Annotated in this window: 25 protein-coding genes; 23 read left to right on the forward strand and 2 right to left on the reverse strand. The window is 72.4% G+C overall.

Annotation, left to right across the window (positions count from 1 at the left end; translation table 11 throughout):
• Nucleotides 1-37 precede the first annotated feature (37 nt).
• Both EFE23_RS03780 and EFE23_RS28125 read left to right on the forward strand, forming a co-directional pair.
• On the forward strand, nucleotides 38-2,188 hold the full coding sequence (locus EFE23_RS03780; RefSeq protein ID WP_123239466.1) for a phage minor head protein: 2,151 nt from the start codon (nucleotides 38-40) through the stop codon (nucleotides 2,186-2,188).
• Nucleotides 2,181-2,357, forward strand: coding sequence for a hypothetical protein (locus EFE23_RS28125; protein ID WP_158675828.1), 177 nt, complete (start codon nucleotides 2,181-2,183; stop codon nucleotides 2,355-2,357). Before EFE23_RS03780 ends, EFE23_RS28125 begins: the two co-directional genes overlap by 8 nt.
• 39 nt (nucleotides 2,358-2,396) lie before the next feature.
• Here the strand turns inward: EFE23_RS28125 and EFE23_RS03785 are convergent, their stop codons facing one another.
• Nucleotides 2,397-2,645 carry a hypothetical protein gene (locus EFE23_RS03785; protein ID WP_148058408.1) on the reverse strand — a complete coding sequence of 83 codons (249 nt, stop codon included), beginning with the start codon at nucleotides 2,643-2,645 and terminating at the stop codon, nucleotides 2,397-2,399.
• 376 nt (nucleotides 2,646-3,021) lie between these two features.
• Here EFE23_RS03785 and EFE23_RS03790 point away from each other — a divergent pair, with 376 nt between their 5' ends.
• From EFE23_RS03790 to EFE23_RS03885, 20 genes are all read left to right on the forward strand, one after another.
• Nucleotides 3,022-4,731: a major capsid protein gene (locus EFE23_RS03790; protein WP_233600846.1), complete on the forward strand. Its 1,710-nt coding sequence runs from the start codon at nucleotides 3,022-3,024 to the stop codon at nucleotides 4,729-4,731.
• A 63-nt stretch (nucleotides 4,732-4,794) separates the two neighbouring features.
• The gene (locus EFE23_RS03795) at nucleotides 4,795-5,622 is read left to right on the forward strand and encodes a hypothetical protein (protein ID WP_233600847.1); all 828 of its coding nucleotides are present in this window, start codon (nucleotides 4,795-4,797) and stop codon (nucleotides 5,620-5,622) included.
• Between the two features lie 9 nt (nucleotides 5,623-5,631).
• A complete protein-coding gene (locus EFE23_RS03800) occupies nucleotides 5,632-5,967 on the forward strand; it encodes a hypothetical protein (RefSeq protein WP_123239468.1) in 336 nt (111 codons plus the stop codon).
• A gap of 180 nt (nucleotides 5,968-6,147) precedes the next feature.
• Nucleotides 6,148-6,657: a hypothetical protein gene (locus tag EFE23_RS03805; RefSeq protein WP_123239469.1), complete on the forward strand. Its 510-nt coding sequence runs from the start codon at nucleotides 6,148-6,150 to the stop codon at nucleotides 6,655-6,657.
• Nucleotides 6,654-6,809: a hypothetical protein gene (locus tag EFE23_RS03810; protein ID WP_158675829.1), complete on the forward strand. Its 156-nt coding sequence runs from the start codon at nucleotides 6,654-6,656 to the stop codon at nucleotides 6,807-6,809. Before EFE23_RS03805 ends, EFE23_RS03810 begins: the two co-directional genes overlap by 4 nt.
• 30 nt (nucleotides 6,810-6,839) lie before the next feature.
• Entirely contained in the window at nucleotides 6,840-7,121 is a 282-nt protein-coding gene (locus tag EFE23_RS03815; protein ID WP_123239471.1) for a hypothetical protein, read from the forward strand.
• Nucleotides 7,122-7,214: 93 nt separating this feature from the next.
• Nucleotides 7,215-8,216, forward strand: coding sequence for an N-6 DNA methylase (locus EFE23_RS03820; RefSeq protein ID WP_123239472.1), 1,002 nt, complete (start codon nucleotides 7,215-7,217; stop codon nucleotides 8,214-8,216).
• A gap of 114 nt (nucleotides 8,217-8,330) precedes the next feature.
• Complete coding sequence (locus tag EFE23_RS03825; RefSeq protein ID WP_123239473.1) at nucleotides 8,331-8,747, forward strand: hypothetical protein; 417 nt, start codon at nucleotides 8,331-8,333, stop codon at nucleotides 8,745-8,747.
• A 145-nt stretch (nucleotides 8,748-8,892) separates the two neighbouring features.
• Nucleotides 8,893-9,441: a hypothetical protein gene (locus tag EFE23_RS03830; RefSeq protein WP_123239474.1), complete on the forward strand. Its 549-nt coding sequence runs from the start codon at nucleotides 8,893-8,895 to the stop codon at nucleotides 9,439-9,441.
• Complete coding sequence (locus EFE23_RS03835) at nucleotides 9,438-9,944, forward strand: hypothetical protein (protein ID WP_123239475.1); 507 nt, start codon at nucleotides 9,438-9,440, stop codon at nucleotides 9,942-9,944. The genes EFE23_RS03830 and EFE23_RS03835 overlap by 4 nt, the downstream gene beginning before the upstream one ends.
• Entirely contained in the window at nucleotides 9,941-10,327 is a 387-nt protein-coding gene (locus EFE23_RS03840; RefSeq protein WP_123239476.1) for a hypothetical protein, read from the forward strand. Before EFE23_RS03835 ends, EFE23_RS03840 begins: the two co-directional genes overlap by 4 nt.
• The gene (locus EFE23_RS03845; protein WP_123239477.1) at nucleotides 10,327-10,611 is read left to right on the forward strand and encodes a hypothetical protein; all 285 of its coding nucleotides are present in this window, start codon (nucleotides 10,327-10,329) and stop codon (nucleotides 10,609-10,611) included. The genes EFE23_RS03840 and EFE23_RS03845 overlap by 1 nt, the downstream gene beginning before the upstream one ends.
• 137 nt (nucleotides 10,612-10,748) lie before the next feature.
• Nucleotides 10,749-11,078, forward strand: coding sequence for a hypothetical protein (locus tag EFE23_RS03850; RefSeq protein ID WP_091331441.1), 330 nt, complete (start codon nucleotides 10,749-10,751; stop codon nucleotides 11,076-11,078).
• A gap of 126 nt (nucleotides 11,079-11,204) precedes the next feature.
• Complete coding sequence (locus tag EFE23_RS03855; RefSeq protein WP_123239478.1) at nucleotides 11,205-12,149, forward strand: PKD domain-containing protein; 945 nt, start codon at nucleotides 11,205-11,207, stop codon at nucleotides 12,147-12,149.
• Nucleotides 12,150-12,156: 7 nt separating this feature from the next.
• Nucleotides 12,157-12,939, forward strand: a complete 783-nt coding sequence (locus EFE23_RS03860) for a hypothetical protein (protein WP_123239479.1) — start codon at nucleotides 12,157-12,159, stop codon at nucleotides 12,937-12,939.
• Nucleotides 12,936-13,478: a hypothetical protein gene (locus tag EFE23_RS03865; RefSeq protein ID WP_123239480.1), complete on the forward strand. Its 543-nt coding sequence runs from the start codon at nucleotides 12,936-12,938 to the stop codon at nucleotides 13,476-13,478. Before EFE23_RS03860 ends, EFE23_RS03865 begins: the two co-directional genes overlap by 4 nt.
• Before the next feature lie 5 nt (nucleotides 13,479-13,483).
• Entirely contained in the window at nucleotides 13,484-13,738 is a 255-nt protein-coding gene (locus EFE23_RS03870; RefSeq protein WP_123239481.1) for a hypothetical protein, read from the forward strand.
• The gene (locus EFE23_RS03875; protein WP_199736907.1) at nucleotides 13,738-14,169 is read left to right on the forward strand and encodes a hypothetical protein; all 432 of its coding nucleotides are present in this window, start codon (nucleotides 13,738-13,740) and stop codon (nucleotides 14,167-14,169) included. The genes EFE23_RS03870 and EFE23_RS03875 overlap by 1 nt, the downstream gene beginning before the upstream one ends.
• Nucleotides 14,170-14,181: 12 nt before the next feature.
• Entirely contained in the window at nucleotides 14,182-14,532 is a 351-nt protein-coding gene (locus EFE23_RS03880) for a hypothetical protein (protein ID WP_123239482.1), read from the forward strand.
• The gene (locus EFE23_RS03885; protein ID WP_148058409.1) at nucleotides 14,484-14,822 is read left to right on the forward strand and encodes a hypothetical protein; all 339 of its coding nucleotides are present in this window, start codon (nucleotides 14,484-14,486) and stop codon (nucleotides 14,820-14,822) included. The genes EFE23_RS03880 and EFE23_RS03885 overlap by 49 nt, the downstream gene beginning before the upstream one ends.
• On the opposite strand, the gene EFE23_RS03890 is transcribed toward EFE23_RS03885, so the two are convergent.
• Nucleotides 14,813-15,826 (reverse strand): hypothetical protein, encoded by a 1,014-nt coding sequence (locus tag EFE23_RS03890; protein ID WP_123239484.1) that lies wholly within the window; start codon nucleotides 15,824-15,826, stop codon nucleotides 14,813-14,815. The two genes, EFE23_RS03885 and EFE23_RS03890, sit on opposite strands and share 10 nt — an antisense overlap.
• Before the next feature lie 287 nt (nucleotides 15,827-16,113).
• On the opposite strand from EFE23_RS03890, the gene EFE23_RS03895 reads away from it, so the two are divergent.
• Nucleotides 16,114-16,500 carry a hypothetical protein gene (locus EFE23_RS03895; protein WP_123239485.1) on the forward strand — a complete coding sequence of 129 codons (387 nt, stop codon included), beginning with the start codon at nucleotides 16,114-16,116 and terminating at the stop codon, nucleotides 16,498-16,500.
• Nucleotide 16,501 lies beyond the last annotated feature (1 nt).

A 16,501-nucleotide genomic window follows, 5' to 3' on the forward strand; every position in this document is an offset into this window, starting at 1 on the left:
CCCGTGGCTGCCGCTGCGCCTCGACCAGGAGGCGCGGGTGGTGGCCGCCGAGCGGCGGATGCTGCGGGCCGCCCGGGCGGCGCTGCGCGCCTGGCTGGCCGACGCGCGGGCGGTGACGCTGCCGGTCACCGCGGCGGCGCTGCCGCCGGACCCGAGCGCGCTCGCCGGCGCCGGGCAGGCGTGGTTCGAGGCGATGACGGTGCACCTGCTGCCGGCCGCCGAGCAGACGTTCCTGGCGGGCGTGCGCGACGCGGGCGGCGACCTGGAGCTGCTGCGGGTCGGGCAGATGAAGGACGAGTACCTGGCGGCGCTGCCGAACCGGCTGGTCGGCGTGCCCGACAGCGCGTGGCAGCAGGTGACGGGGGCCGTCGCCAAGCTCACCGCCGAGGGTGCGAGCGTGCCGCGCATCCGCGACGCGATCGAGGCGATCCTGGGCGAGCGGTCGTTGGAGGACCGGGCGGTGACGATCGCCCGGACGGAGACGATCGGCGCGTACAACGCGGGCACGTTGACCGCGTGGCTGACCGCCGAGGACGTCCTCGACGAGAAGCTGGACAAGGTGTGGGTGGCCACGCACGACGAGCGGACCCGGCACGACCACCGGGACGCGGACGGGCAGCGGGTCGCCCTGGACGGCGTGTTCATGGTCGGCGGGGTGCCGATGCGGTACCCGGGCGACCCGGCCGCGCCGCCCGGGCAGACGGTGAACTGCCGCTGCACGATGATCGAGGTGGAGGCCGACGAGCCCCTGCCTGTGGTCCCGAAGCACCCGTGGCCCCGGCGTGACCGGGCCACCGGGCTGGATATCACGGTGACGGCGGCGGCAGCCGCGAAGGGTGGCAAGCAGATGGCGACGTGGAAGGGTGTGCTGGCGCCGCTGGGTGCCAAGTCGGGCGACCGGCGGATCTTCGCGGCGGACGGTGACTGGTCGTTCCGCGACCTGCCGCTGCCGCTGCGGTGGGCGCGGGAGGACGCCCCCGGGCACGAGGGCGCGGTGACGATCGGCCGGATCACGGCCGGCGAGGTGCAGAAGAGCCGGCTGTCCGGGGCGGGCGACTTCATCGACGCGGTGCCGGAGCTGGGCGAGGCCCTGGAGCTGCTGCGCGCCGGGGTGCTGTTCCCGAGCGTGGACCTGGACGACTTCGAGTTCATGTTCACCGACGAGAAGGGCACCCCGATCGAGGACATGTCCGACGAGGAGTGGGAAGCCTTCATGGAGGCCGGCGAGGAGCCGTACATCACGGTGACCAAGGGCCGGGTCATGGCGGTGACGCTCGTCGGCACGCAGGCGTTCCCCGACGCGAAGCTGGAGCTCGTCGCCGACGAGCCGGCCGACGGCGAGCCCGCAGACGAGGAGCCGAAGGAGGAAGAGGCGGTCGCGGCCTCGGGCGCGGCGGCGAAGAAGCAGGTCGCGCCGCTGTACCCGCCGCGCGCCTGGTTCGACGACCCGGGCCTGGCCGAGCTGACGCCGATCACCGTCACCGCGGACGGCCGGGTGTTCGGGCACCTGGCGGACAAGGACTGCCACCTGTCGTTCCTGACCGGCGGGCAGTGCGTGATGCCGCCGGAGGAGGGCGGCTTCGACTGGTTCCACCGGCCGGAGATCCAGACCGCCGAGGGGGACCTGGTCGCGGTCGGGCACATCACGGCCGGCACCGGGCACGCCGACCTGCAGGCGAGCGCGGCGTCCGCCGTCGCGCACTACGACGACACGGGCACGCAGGTGGCAGTGGTCCGGGCCGGCCGGGACGCGCACGGCACGTGGGTGGCCGGGGCGCTGGTGCCGGAGGCGACGGAGGAGCAGGTGCAGCTGCTGCGCCGTTCGCCGCTGTCGGGGGACTGGCGGTGGATCGGCGGGGCCCGGCAGCTCGTCGCGGCGCTGTGCGTGAACGTCGGCGGGTTCCCGGTGGTGCGGGGCCGGTCGTCGGGCGGCCGGGCGTACGCGATGGTCGCCTCCGGGTGGGCGGGCTGGAAGCCGTCCGACCCGGACGCCGGCCGGAGCCGCGAGCTGGGCGCGCTATCTCCGGCGGCGTTCGAGGCGGCGGTGCGCCGCGCCGTGGCGGCCGGCTTCGCGGCCGAGCGGCAGCGGGTGGCCACCGCGGCGCAGGCGGAGCGGATCGCCGCGACGATCGGGCGGGACCGCAAGGCGCTGGTGGCGGCGATGACCGCCACGGTGCACGGTGAGTAGGGAGGAAGCGATGGGCTGCAAGTGCGGCGGGAAGAAGCGGAGCAGCATCATGTTTGTGCTGAGCTACGGGGACGGTCGGCAGGGCGGCGAGTTCGCGTCGAAGACGGACGCGGAGATCGCCGACGTGAAGAGGGGCGGCGGCGGCACAATCCGACAGGTGCAGAGGTGACACGGGGCGGTGCTGTTGCACCGCCCCGGCACGTTTAAGTCATGGGCCGCCACCTCCGCTCGGAGGTTCGGCGGGGCCCTCGATGGCCTGCGGCGCACTCGCCGCAGTCGTCACCTCGGGTTGAGCTCGCTGCTCCTGGGCCTCAGCACTCCCGCTGCTGCCCTCTCGCTGCAATGTGATTTTGATGCGGAACGCAACGGCTTTCCAGTCGATCTCGATGGACCCGCCGTTCTTCTCGACCCGCCTCACCAGCAGGAACGCGAGAAGAATGAGCAGGATCGGGATCACCAGGGGAGTGACCGCGGCGTACGCGCTCGCGGCGACTCCCACAGTTGCGGACCTAGCTGACCGTCATGGGCATGTCCAGAGGCCCACCTTTCGTCGCTCGAAGGGGCTGCCTTGGCAGGGCAGGGGGATTGGCCGGCGATACCTCCCGGGTGAGTGCTTTGAGTTGTCTATCGGTAGGCGTCGATGGTGAGCTGCGCCCGCCCAGAGCAATGCGCATTCCGGTTCGCAGCCGGGATGCCTTGCATCGCGCCCCCATCGTGCAGCGCTCGCAGCCTTGATCGGAACTGGCCGCCGTTGCGTTACGCTGTGCGCTGAACCGCCGATGCTGGCTGCGGGCCGGTCGGGATGAGATCCCTACCGTGCTGAGGAGCCGACGGTGGACTTTCAGATCCCTCCGAGCCTCGACGGGCTCGACCTGGACGCGCTGACCGAGCTGGAGAACCAGGCTGTCGCGGCGTTCGACGCCCTCCGCGACGACCCGGCCCTCGACGCCGATGGCCTCGCCCGGCTGCGGGAGCTGGCCACCTTCGTCCAGTCCGTGCGTGCTGAGCAGGCGCGGATCGAGCAGGCGGCCGAGCAGGTCGCCTCCGAGCTGGACGACCTGACCGCGACGGTGCACGGCGCTCCGGAGGGCGGCGATGGCGACGGTGACGAGGGCGACGGCGGCGAAGCCGAGGAGGAGCCGGCCGAGGAGGAACCGGCCGAGGAGACGCCTGCCGAGGAGCCGGCGGCCGAGGAGCCGGCGCCGCAGCAGCCGACGCCGGTCGTCGCGTCGCTGGCCCGCCGGGCGGCCCGACGCCAGTCGAAGCCGAAGGTGACCAGCGCCGGCAAGTCGGCGGTCATCAAGGCGGCGGCCGACGTGCCAAACGTGCCGCACGGTCACGTGTTCTCCTCGGTGTCGGAGGTCGCGTCGGCGTTCGACGACAAGTTCGCCGGCTTCCCCCGTGGGGTGGGAGTCGCGACCCGCATCAAGCAGAACGTGGCCCGGGTGGAGCTGCCCGTCGACCAGGCGCTCGTCGCCGGGGGCAGGGGCCTGACCGACATGGAGCTGGTGGATCTGGCCGCGTCGGAGTCGCGGCTGTCGGGCGGCAACCTCGTCGCGGCCGGCGGTTGGGGTGCCCCGTCGGAGACGCTGTGGGAGCTGTGCGAGGGCCTGGAGACGACGGAGGGCCTGCTGGACCTTCCGGGCATCACGATCCCCCGCGGCGGCGGTATTAAGGTCCCCGCCAACCTGGACTTCCGCGACCTGTACTCGGGGATCGGCTTCGTGCAGACCGAGGCCGACAGCACCGCGGGCGTGGAGAAGTCCTCGTACCGGGTGCCGACGGTGAACTGGGCCGAGACGCGCCTCGAGGTGGACGGGGTGCAGATCGAGCAGGACATCGTGCAGAACGCGGTGTGGCCGGAGCTGACCCGGGACGTGGTGCGGCGGACGCTGACCGCCCACGAGCACAAGATCAACGCGCGGCTGATCCAGCGGATGGCCGCCGCCCCGGGGCAGTCGACGCAGTTCGCGCTGACCCTCGGCGGCGACGTCGACGGCGACGAGACGACGACCGCGCTGCTGGGCGCAATCTCCCTCGCGGCGACGGACTACCGGTACCGGTACCGGCTGGGGCGCCGGCAGCTGCTGGAGTGCGTGGTGCCGCTGTGGCTGATCGACTGGATCCGGGCGGACATGTCGCGGCGGGCCGGGGTGAACTACCTCGACGTGACCGACGAGCAGATCACGGCGTGGTTCACCCGGAGGCACCTGCGGCCGCAGTTCGTCTACGACTGGCAGGACGGGTACGCCGACGCGGCCGGCAACGGCTTCGGCGGCACCGCAGCCCCGGGCCAGTGGCCGGGCACGGTGGACCTGCTGATCTACGCGCCGGGCACGTGGGTGAAGGGCACCAAGCCGATCATCGACCTGTCGGCGGTCTACGACTCGACGAAGCTGAAGGACAACGAGTACATCGCGCTGTTCACCGAGCAGGCGACGCTGCTGGTGAAGCGGTGCTTCGTGTCCTACAAGGTGAGCGTGCCGCTGTGCCCGACGGGCGTCACCGGCAGCACCGTGCCGTTCGACTGCTCGGCGGTCTGAGCTACCCGTTTGACGGGGCCGCGCCCAGCTCGGGCGCGGTCCCCAGCCGTGAGGAGATGACGGGTGGCGCAGCCCCTGATGTATGTGGACGCCCCGGCGACGACGCCGTACCGCTTCGGGCTGTTCGCGGCGGCGGTCGTGGTCGACCCGGCCGACCAGCGCGAGTTCCAGGCCGGGGTGGAGTGGGAGCCGCAGTGCGTCGACGCGCCCGCGCCGACGAACGCGGCGGCGGCCTCGGACGCGAACCGCGCGGCGATGGCCCTGCCGGATGGGGTGCCGAGCGTGAAGTCCGGGGTGATCCGGCTGTACGCCGGCCTGACCGGCCGGTCGGTGGCCCGGCCGGACCTGATCGACCGGGCGCGGCGGGCTATGGGCCAGGTCGAGCAGCAGTCGCTGGAGCACTACGTGTGGACCGGCGAGGCCGGCACGGAGGAGTTCCTGGCGGCGGCCGACACGGAGGTGCTGGTCGGCTCGGACGTGGCGCCGTTGCCGTTGGAGGAGGGCGTCGGCCGGCTGGAGGCGCACATCGCCGACCGGGCCGGGGTGCTCGGCGCGGTGTGGGCTCCACGGTGGACGGCCGGGTGGTTCGTGGGCAAGGGCCTGACGCGGATCGAGGGTCCGCGCATGGTAGCCCCGCTCGGCGACCCGATCGTGTTCGCGCAGACCAGCGGCGTCGGGCCGGGTGGCGCCGCGCCGGGCGACGGCGAGGCGTGGCTGTACGCGACGGGGCCGGTGATGGTGCGGCGGTCGGTGGTGTTCCTGCCGAAGCTGCCGGAGGCCCTGGACCGCAATGACAACGAGGTGTTCGCCGTCGCGGAGCGGTTCTACACGGTGGGGTGGAGCTGCGCGACGGCGGCGGTGAAGGTCAAGCTGCCGGCCGTGCCGGCGTAGGAGGGTGACATGCCGCTGTTCTACCCGAAGGACCGCGGGGACGCGCAGGTCCTCGCGAAGCAGCTGCTGGAGGCGGCCGGCGAGGAGCGCCGCTTCGAGGTGCGGACGACGACGGACGGCCCAGCGGGGTTGGCGTTCGACGTGCCCGACGACGTGGCGGACAAGGTGCTGAGCTCCGGCGACGGCCGGCAGCGTGTGGAGGCTCCCGTGGAGGCCGAGGCCACCGCGCAGGGCACGTCGGCTGACGCCGGGGCCGACGGGTCCGGGGCGGACGCCGAGCCGGCGGACGGTTCCTCCCAGCCGCCGGCGAAGGCGTCCCGGTCGTCGCGCAGCTCGCGGAGCTGACCGGTACCCCTCGCCCTGGGCCGCGCCGCCCCACCTGGTCCCTTTCCCGTGCCAGGTGGGGCGGCGCTTGTTGTGTGACTCGCTCCACGGACCAAGGCGTACATAAAAGTTGTATGGGGGAGTGAAATTCGCATACAATGAATATGTACGCAACGCGCTACCCCTGCAGGAGGGTTTGAGATGGAGAAGCGGGTCAACGAGCTGGTCGCCGAGTTCGGTGTCGAGGCCGAGGGTGCCGACCGGTACGGGCTGGTCGCCCAGCTGGCGGCGCGGGTGGCGGAGGCCGAGCGGGAGCTGGAGCGGGCGGGCGCCGAGCTCACCGGGGCGACCGAGGACGCGATGGTCAGCGCGAAGGCGGGCGACCTGCGCACCGCGGTGCGCGGCGACCTGCTGGCCGCCGTGAGCGACAAGGCGGCGGCGTTCGACGCGGCGCTGATGAAGGTGGCCGAGCGGCGGACCGCCCTGGCGTACGTCGCCGAGAGCGTGAAGGCCAGCCGGGCGAACTTGAGCAAGCCGATGCGCGCCGGCCGGGGGAGGCCCGGCCGGCGCGGCCGTTTGAGACGAGGGAGATTCACGTGGAGATCGCCGAGCAGCAGGTCGCAGAGGTTGCCGCAGCGCCGGAGCTGGCCGAGAAGGACCGGGTGCGCTGGGAGGCCCCGTGGGAGCCGACCGAGCGGACCGGCACCGTGATCCAGGTCCGCGACGGCATGGTGTGGATCCAGCAGGACGACGCCGACAGCACGTGGGTGACCGCGCGGGAGGTGGCGGCGGTGCGCAAGCGGCTGTGCGGCAGCTGCTTCTGCGAGCTGCCGGCGTCGGGCGTGTGCGGCAACTGCTGCTGACCGAGAGAGACGAGAGAGAGGGAGCTGACCGTGAGCATCGAGCTGTTGGAGACCGAGCCGACCGCCGACCAGTGGGAGGTCGTCGCGCTGTCCGAGGTGGAGGACGGCGACGTCCTGTCGTTCGACTTGGCGGCGTTGGCCGAGCGGCGACACGAGAGCGTGCCGCGCGTCGACTGGACGCGGGTGATGGAGGAGGCCGCCGCCGTGGAGAGCATGGACGAGCTGGGCGAGAGCGTGCGGGTCGACTTCTACGACCTGGCCTACCCGACGGTGGTGGGCGTGCCCGAGATGCAGGTGTTGCGGCTGGTCTGAGCCGCACCGAGCGCCCCCGCAGCCGACGTGGCTGCGGGGGCGCTGCCGTTCCCGCCGGCGGGTAGCCGCCGGCAGTTCACGTGGAGGAAGAGCATGACGACAACGACGGTGGCCCGGCGCGCGAACGCCGTGCCGTCCGATCCGCGCGAGCACGCGCGGGCGATCGCGGAGGCGGTCGACGAGGCGTGGCACAGCCGGTACGGCGGCTCGCGGATCGAGGTGCCGATGTCGGTGGTGGCCGTCCTGGCGGTGCTGGCGCGGGAGGCGCCGGACCCCGACCAGCTCGACCGGGTAGGCGAGATGGCGGAGCGCCTGGACCACGAGGGGTTCTGGCTGCTGATCCAGCGGCTGTGGTGCGAGTTCGCGGCGCTGAGGCCCGACCTGAACCCGCGGACGAAGCACCTGTGGTCGTGGATCGACGACGAGCCGGACGAGACGACGCAGCGGGCGATCCACGCGGTCGGCCAGGCGGCGTTGCGGCGCGGGGTGCTCGGCCGGTTCGGGCCGGACGGGTGGGGCGACTACGACCTGCTGGGGGTGCTGCTCCAGCAGATGAAGAGCCACGGCGGGCGGAAGGGCATCGGGCAGTTCCTGACGCCGGTGGACGTGACGGAGCTGATGGGCCGGATCGGGGGGCCGAAGGAGGGCGACCGGATCCTGGAGCCGTGCGCCGGCACGGGCACGATGCTGCTCGGCGCGGCCCGGTCCATGCGGGAGAAGGGCCTCGACCCGACGGCGTGCGAGTGGTGGGCGAACGACCTGGATCCACTCGCGGCGGCGCTGTGCGCGGTGAACGTGCACCTGTGGGGGCTGGGCTGGCGGGTGGTCGTCGGCTGCGGCGACGGGCTGCTCGACCAGTGGATGCACGAGGCCCTGGAGCACCGGCAGATCGCGATCGACGAGATGCGGCGGGCGTGGCAGGTGGCCATGCAGATCCGCGCGGTGCGGACGGTGCTGGAGCTGCCGTGGCCGGAGAGCCCGCTGGAGCGGCACATGCGGAAGGCGCGGCCGAAGCCGCCGCCCCCGCCGCCGCCTGCGCCGGACTCGTCCACGTTCGACGCGGACGCGGTGTTCCGGCAGGGCCAGCTGTTCTGACTGCCGGTTGTGTGACGCGCTACACGGCCCCCCGCGTACATAGAACCTGTACGCAGAAGAGTCGATCACATACAATGAATATGTACGTCCTGCCTTGTTCACGTGGAGGTTGAGATGGCAGAGAGCACGGTGCAGCCCGGCAAGAGCGCCGCGAGCGGCGACGACTGCGGGTGGTTCAGCTGCCGCGACGAGAACGACTGCTGCAAGCACTGCGGCGCGCACATCGCGGACCCGTGCGACCCGACCTGCAAGCACTACGACGGCGGGCCGGCCGACGAGCGCGACGCCAGGCCGGACGAGGAGGAGCCGCCGGTGACCATCATCGTCACGAGCTGGAGCGGCGGGAGCGTGCGGGTGCTGGGGACGCGCGAGGCCCTGGAGGAGTACGCGGCGGCGAGGGTCGCGTGGCGGTACCGGGAGCAGGTCGTGGAGAAGATGCTCGCCTGGCTGGCCGACGGCGCGCCGTCGCCGTACGCGTACGCGGCCTGGCACGGCGAGACGGAGTTCTGGTCGGTGGACGCGGCCGCCTAGTGGCTGCGCAGGCGGGGCTGGGCGGGTGCCCGGCCCCGGTGCGGAGTTCCTAGCGGGCTCTGGCTGTCAGGTCGCTATTGACGATTGCGGCCGGACAGAGCAAGGTAACTGTCCGAGTAAGACCCGGTTCACGTGGAGGTAAACCATGGGTCTACGCGCGCTGGTCGGCACCGAGGGTGCCGACGGTGTGTACCTGGCACGGCACGTGCAGCACGACGGCTGCCCGACGATGGTCGTCCCGGCCCTGTCGGTGCTGCTGCACGAGCTGTGCGGCCACAGCCCGGAGCGGGCGGCGGCGGTGCTGCTGCAAACCGACTGGTCGCGGCTGTACGCCGTGCCGGGCACCGGGCCGACCGGTCACGCGGTCGGCGTGCCGTCCGAGGGCTACCCGGTGCAGACCGGCCGGATCGCCGAGGCCCGCGCGGGCGACCGCGAGTGGGCGTACCTGTTCGGCGGCCACCGGCTGCACGTCTACCTGGGGGTGTTCCCCGAGCGCGGCCCGAAGCGCTGGGAGGCGTGGGCGTGCTGGTCGCTGCACGAGCTGGGCGACCTGTCGCAGCTGGACCTGCTGGAGGTCCAGAAGGCGGGCTACGCGGCGCAGTGGCGGGCGTCCGACTACCGCGGCTACATGGAGGCCGTCCGCGAGGCGGCCCGCGACTCGACCCGCATCCAGCTGATGGAGGCGGGCCGGTGAGGGCGCTGGTGGGGCAGTTTGCCCCGGGCAGCCAGTGGTACCGGGCCCGGCTCGTCGAGCTGGAGGGCCAGCCCAGCTGGACCCTCGCGCAGATGCGGGCGATGTGGGACCGCAGCTTCCAGCGGAACACGGCGGCGATGGTCGAGGTGCTGATGCACCGGCACTGGTCGGTGCTGGCGAACACGCACTGGCCGGCGCAGGCGGTGTCCGAGCGGCGGCCCGACTGGACGTACGTCTGCGGCGTCGGGCGCGGCTACAAGGACGAGATCAGCAGCCCGGCGGCGGTCGGGCTGATGGGCGCCGACCAGCCGTTCGAGGACGAGGGCTGGGCGTACCTGTGGGGGCACAAGCTGGGCGCGCTGCATGTCTACGCGGCGCACGGCGGCCGGTGGCACCACCTGGCGACGCTGCCCGCCGACGTGTGGGCGGGCCTGACGGAGCAACTGGTGGTCGATGTGGAGGCCAGGTTCTGCTGGCTGGAGCGAGAGGAGAAGGCGGCGTGACCGTCGAGACGAGGAAGCCGGCGAACCCGACGATCCGGACCGAGGAGTTGCGGCGCCGGGACGAGGTGCTGCTGTTCGGTCAGCTGGTGGAGATCGCCGACGTGCAGTCGGTCAAGGACTTCCCGAGCTGCGTCAACCTGGTGATCCTGCCGCGCAACGGCGGGCAGCCGAGGGAGACGCTGGTGCCTCGGGACATGCTGCTGCTCGGGATGCGGCTGCCCCGGCTGCTGCCGATGCGCTGCCAGGGCTGCGACGGGCCGATGCAGGTGCCGGTCGACCTGGCGCAGGGCAGGCCGACGCGTGTGGTGTGCGGCCGGTGCCGTGGCCGCATCGTCGAGGGCACGGCGCAGGTGAGGCCGTCCGCCCCGGTCGGGAGGTACTGATGGAGAACGTGCTGGCGGCCCTGATGGCCGACAACGACGCCGACCGGGAGAATTTCCTGAACCGGGAGGTGCTGCGGCACGCGGTGATGCGGCAGATCACCTGCGAGCGGACGGGCCAGGTCCTCGACGTCCGCACGGCGGTGATGGTGACGTGGATCCGGGGCGACAACCGGAGCGCCGTGGTGGTGACCGGTGAGGCCTGGGACGAGGTTGGCGAGAGCGTGCGGGCCAAGGTCGCGGAGCTCGGCGCGGAGCTGGAGGTGATCGACGGCCGGCAGCTGTAACCGGCCGAGCTGCGAAAGCCGCCAGCCGTTGGCAGTATCGGGGCCGTGCCTTCGGGCACGGCCCCGTTCACTGTGGAGGCAGAACTATGGAGCCGTTGGCGCAGTTCGAGAGCCATGTCGCAGGACGAAACGCGCGGGTGAGGATCTGGCCCGACCGGATCGAGTGGAGCAAGCCGGGACGCACGACGGTGGCGAACGTGCTGCTGGTGATCCTGGCGGTCTACACGGTGGCGCTGTCGCTGCTGATCCCGGCGTGCCGCCCCCGGTTCAAGGAGCAGGGCCGGCAGATGCTCGCCATGCGGGCGGTGCAGTCGGTGGCGTCCCAGCGGGACGGCCTGCACACGGCGGTGGCGGTGGTGGCCGGCGCGACGACGATCGCGTTCCGGGTGCCGCACGGCCAGGCCGAGCAGATCGAAACGCTGATCCGCGACCTGGTGCTGGGCAACCACCCGGCGGCGCAGAAGTAGCGGCCGCCAGCTCGTCAACGAGGGCGCTGTGTCCCACCCGGGGCCAGCGCCCTCTCGGCTACGCTGGCGGGGTATTCGCCGCTGGCTGCGGGCCGGGCATGGACCTTCGCTGTTGAGGGATGCCTGATGACCGCAGTGTGCGACACCCCGGTGAAGGGGAAGATGCTCCGGGCCACGAAGCTCGGGGTGTGCGGTGACCCGATCGTGGGCGCCGGAGGATGGCCGGTCCACGTCACGTCGAAGGGCTTCGTGAGCGTCGAGTACGCGGCCGAGGTCGACGACGGCGAGGAGATCGACCAGAAGGACGCCAACGGGGATCCGCTGGTCTACGAGCCGGCCCGGCGGCGGATCAAGCTGTACAACGTGACGGTCACCTGCGGGCGGGTCGACCCGGAGCTGTACACGCTGTTCACCGGGATGCCTGTGGTGCTCGACGAGGACGGCAACGCGACCGGCATGAGGGTCACGTCGGCGGTGAACCTCGACTCGGCGGTGGCGCTGGAGGTGTGGTCGGGCACGCAGCTGAAGAAGTGCGTGGCCGGGGCGATCCAGCGGCCGAGGTTCGGGTACTTCCTGCTCCCGCAGATCATCGACGGGCAGGTCGGGGACTTCACGATCGAGAACGGGGCGGCGAGCTTCACGCTGACCGGCAAGGCGATCGAGAACCCGGGCTGGGGTGTCGGGCCGTACGACGTCTACCTGCGCAAGGCGGGCGTCGAGGCGCTGATGGACCCGATGGGCGACCAGGACCTGCTGCACCTCGACTGGACGTACCTGCCGCCGCCGGCGCCGACGTGCGGCCTGACCGCGCGGCCGCCGGACGGCACGGTGGTGGCGGACCCGACGGACGCGACGAACATGACGGCGCAGTTCACCGCGACGTACGTGCCGGCCGCGCCGAACGAGGCGTTCTCGGTGGATTGGGGCGACGGGGCGTCGTCGGCCGGGCCGGCGGCGGACGCGACGGTCAGCCACCAGTACGCGGCCGCCGGCACGTACCTCATCACGGTCACGCACACGGCGAGCGGCGCTCAGCGGTTCAAGTCGTTCGTCGCCCCGGCCGGCGGCTGAGGCGGCGGTGGCGCAGCCGGCGCGGATCGGCCCGTGCGACTGGCCGCTGAACACGGCGTACTGCAAGGGCTGGGACCAGCACGACGAGGCGGTCCGGAAGGCGGCCACGGATCTCGCGACGGAGGTCCTGTGGGCGCTGTCCGGCCGCCGGTTCGGCGTGTGCTCCTCGACGGTGCGGCCGGTGCGGCGCGGCGACGGCGAGGCGTGGCGGCGGTGGGAGTCGTGGCTGGACCTGCCGTACGGCGGCAGCTTCGCGGTGACGTTTTGCGGCTGCCAGGTGGGGGCGTGCGCGTGCGGGCCGGTCGGGCGGGAGCTGAGCCTGCCCGGCCCGATCCACGCGGTAACCCGGGTTGTCATCGACGGCCAGGAGCTGCCGGCCGAGGCGTACGTGGTCTACGACCGGCGGTGGCTGGCGCGGATCGACGGCGGCACCTGGCCGGCCCGGCAGGACCTGACGAAGGCGGACGACCAGCTGGGCGCGTGGGCGGTCACCTACGAGCGGGGCGTGCCGGTGCCGGGCGGCGGGATGGTGGCGGCCGGCGCGTACGCCTGCGAGGTGGCGAAGGCGATGGTCGCCGACACGACGTGCCGGCTGCCGAGGCGTGTGCAGTCGCTGGTGCGCCAAGGCGTGCAGCAGCGGTTCGTCGACCCGGCGCAGCTCGCCCGGGACGGCATGACCGGGCTGCCCGAGGTCGACCAGTGGCTGCGGGTGGTGAACCCGAACCGGCTGCCCCGCGACACGGTGGTGTGGTCGCCGGACCTGGACCGTGGACGAAGGAGGACATCGTGACCGAGCCGGTGGTGGAGCCGCAGGACGACGTGGCGTGGCCGGTGGCGGTGAAGCTGCGCGAGCTGATCGGCGGCGCGCTGGACGGGGCGCTCGGCGGCACGCCCGCCGTGGTGGCGGTGGTGCCCGGCCGGGACGTGGCGATCGACTCGTGCTGCGAAGGCCAGGCGTGGGTGCGGATCGTGCGGACGTACCCGGTGCTGCCGGAGGAGTTCCCCGGCGGGCGGGGCACGCCGCTCGATGAGGGCGCGGACCCGGGGGCGTTCTGGGCGGTGGAGCTGGGCGCGGGCACCGCCCGGTGCGCGCCGAGCCCCGACGACGCCGGGAACCCGCCGACGGCGGAACAGCTCGAGCGCAGCGCGGCGGAGCTGGCCGACGACGCCGGCCGGATCCGCCGGACGGTCCTGTGCGAGCTGCAGAAGCCCCCGCAGGTCGAGTCGGTGTGGATCGGGGAGCAGTCCAGCGTCGGCCCGTCCGGCGGCTGCGTCGGCCAGGAGGTCCTGGTCGCGGTGATGACCAACGTGTGCGTGTGCGAGGAGTGAGGGCGATGCGCAAGGGCCAGAAGGTGACGGTGCGGGCGCTGACGGCGATGCCTGGCGTGCCGGACGGGTCGGTGCAGCACGTCGAGTGGGGGCCGCGGCTGGCCACGCTCGTGGAGGCCGGCCGGTACGAGGTGCTGGAGGGCGAGGAGGCCGAGCGGGCGGCCACCGCGGACCTGGAGCCGCCGGACGCCAGCCAGCCGACCCCGGCGCCGACAACGGACGCCGACGGCGACGGCAAGACGCGGAGAGCGCGCCGCTGATGGCGGTGGTGGTCCGGGCGCGCGTCGACCTGTTCGCCGGCGAGATGCGCCAGCTGCTCACCGGCTCGACCGGGCAGGTGGTGTCGTTCATCCGCAGCGTCACCCGGAAGGTGCGGACCCGGGCGGTGCTCAAGTGCCCGGTGGACACCGGCCGGTTGCGGGCGGCGCACCGCGAGGAGGTCGGCGTGCGGGCGGGCCATGTGTACGGGTTCGTGGAGAACGACGTCGAGTACGCGGCGGCCGTGCACGACGGCACCGGCGCGCACGTCATCCGGCCCCGGCGGCCGGGCGGGATGCTGCGGTTCGAGACGGGCGGCCAGGTGGTGTTCACGACGCTGGTGAACCACCCGGGGACAAGGCCGCAGCCGTGGCTGCGGGAGGCGATGGAAGAGGTGGCGGGCCCGGAGGGGTTCCGGCTCGTCCACAGGTAGGGAGGAAGCAGGATGCGGGAGTTCACGACCAGCGCCAACGTGGCGAAGCAGGACGGCGGCGAGAAGAAGCTGCCGGACGTGCCCTTCAAGCTGGACGGGGTGGAGATGGTGTGCCGGGCGCCGAAGGACGCTCAGCTGGCGTACCTGATGGCGGCGGCCTCGTCGAGCCGCACGGAGGCCGACCAGGTGGCGGCGGTGCTCGACTTCTTCGAGCAGACGCTGGACCGAAAGAGCCTGGCGGTGTTCCGGAAGCGGCTGCTGAACACGGAGGACGAGTTCGACTTCACCGACGCCATGGGGATCTTCACGCACGTGTGCGAGGAGTGGTCCGGCCGCCCTATTGGGTCGGGCAGCGCCTCCTGACCCTGGCGGTCAAGCGCTGGCCCGAGTTCCACGGGACGCTGCTGATGCGGACCGGCCGGGAGCCGCTGGACTTGCCGCTGCCGTCGCTGCTGGACGTGATCTACGCCTGGTGGGTGGAGGGCGGCACGGAGAAGGACGTGGCGAAGTTTCAGCAGCAGCTGGAGTCGCCGCCGGTCGACGCGGAACTGGATGGTCGCGAGGAATGGTCCGACGAGGCGACCGACGAGAGCTTCGCCCGGGCGCTCTCAGACAGGCGCGTCCGCCGGGTCGAGCACCGGCATCAGTGGTAGACGAGCCGGTCAATCGCCTCTGTCACGGTCCCGTACGCCTCCTGGTCCAGGCCCTCCGGCAGGAACTGCACCATGTCCGGCAGCGGCTGCTGCCCGCCGCCAGCAATCTGCGCCAGACGGCCGTTCGGCGACCGTCCCCGCTGATGCGTCACCCTGACCAGCCCGAATGCCTGCAACGTGCGGTGCGCCTCGTACGTCTCCGGCCCGATCCCGAGCATCCGGGACCGCACCCCCGCCGGCAGGATGAAACCCTCCGGGTCCCGCTTGTGCATGAACGCGGCCATGAGCAGAAACGCCAGCTCGGCGTCGGTGAGCACGCTGATCCAGCCGCGGGTGAACAGCCCCGTCGGCAGCACGAATGTATTCGCGTCCTGGTACGCCGGCACGGTGTACGGCACGTTCGACCCCGGCTGCCCGTGCTCGACGAGCAACTCGAACCCGCGCTGCTTGTTGCGCGCGTCGTCCCAATGCGGGAACGTCACCAGCCCATGGCGGCCCAGCGCGCCGAGGGCCGTGGCCAGGTGCCGGCGGTGCTTGTCTTGCCGCGTCATCGCCGTCTGGCCGTCGAGGGCGTCCTCGGCGCCGCTGGCGAACAGATCTGTCCAGGCGATCTGCCCGGCGCCGGCGTGCGACAACGGCCGGGTGTTCGGGCCCGGCTGCTTACCGTCGTCGGTACGGGTCTGCACCTCGAACAGCGCGGTCAGCAGCAGCCGCAGCGCCACGCCCTTGCGGCCCATGATCCGCGTTGCCGGCGGCCGGTCCGCCGGGGCGAGCCCGCGCCGGTCCGAGCCCTCCGCCGGCGCGGTGAGGCAAACGAACCCGTTGCGCACTCGTACCCCGTCGTTGCCCTTGATCGTGTACGCGGTCCGCGCCAGGGCGCGCAGGTTGCGCATCGCGTCCGCGACCGACATCTCCATCGAGGGCTTGTACAACCGTTCCAGTCGGTCGACCAGACGCAGCCGGTCGGGCTCGGCCGGGATCCAGGAAAGATCGACTCGGCTCATCACGGCCAATCTAGACGCTGCTGAATGAACGTTTTTGACCGACCTTGACGCAGATTCGCGGCAAAGGTCGGTCAGAAGCGTATTGAGCATACCTCAAGATCGACTTTACGGCCCGCCCCGACTCGCCATCATGGAACCCGGGCACCCCGCCGGCACCCAGCCGGCCCAAGGCTGCCCCACCCCGAACGCGCGGCCACCGGCCCACCCGCACACGCGGGCGGCCTCCGGAGGCACCCGGAGGCCGCGTGAACGGAGCCCTCCCACCTTGGACAAGCAGAGGAGCAACCGTGAAGCACACCATACGGCGCACCCAGCGCCCGCGGCCAGACGCCACCACCACCGGGCCTACCCAGGCGCCCGCCCGGAACACCGCGCCGGCACCCGCCCGCACGCCTGTTCGGCGCAACCGCCACCACCGCACCAACGGCCGGGTCACCAGGCAGGACATCGCGCAGAACGCCGGCCGGGAGAACGGGCGGGAAGTCGGCCAGCCAGCCAACCAGCCCGTCAACGAACCCGCCACCCGCGAGAAGCCCGGCCTGCCCCTGCGCTGGGCCGTCATCGGCCTCGCCGCCCTCCTCGCCGGTACCGTCGGCTACCTCTTCGGCGGCCCCATCGCCGCCATCACCACGGCTGCGGCCGTCGCCGTCGCCGCCCATCGCCTCCTCGACTAAC

Source organism: Micromonospora solifontis, assembly GCF_003725545.1.
GTDB lineage: Bacteria > Actinomycetota > Actinomycetes > Mycobacteriales > Micromonosporaceae > Micromonospora > Micromonospora solifontis.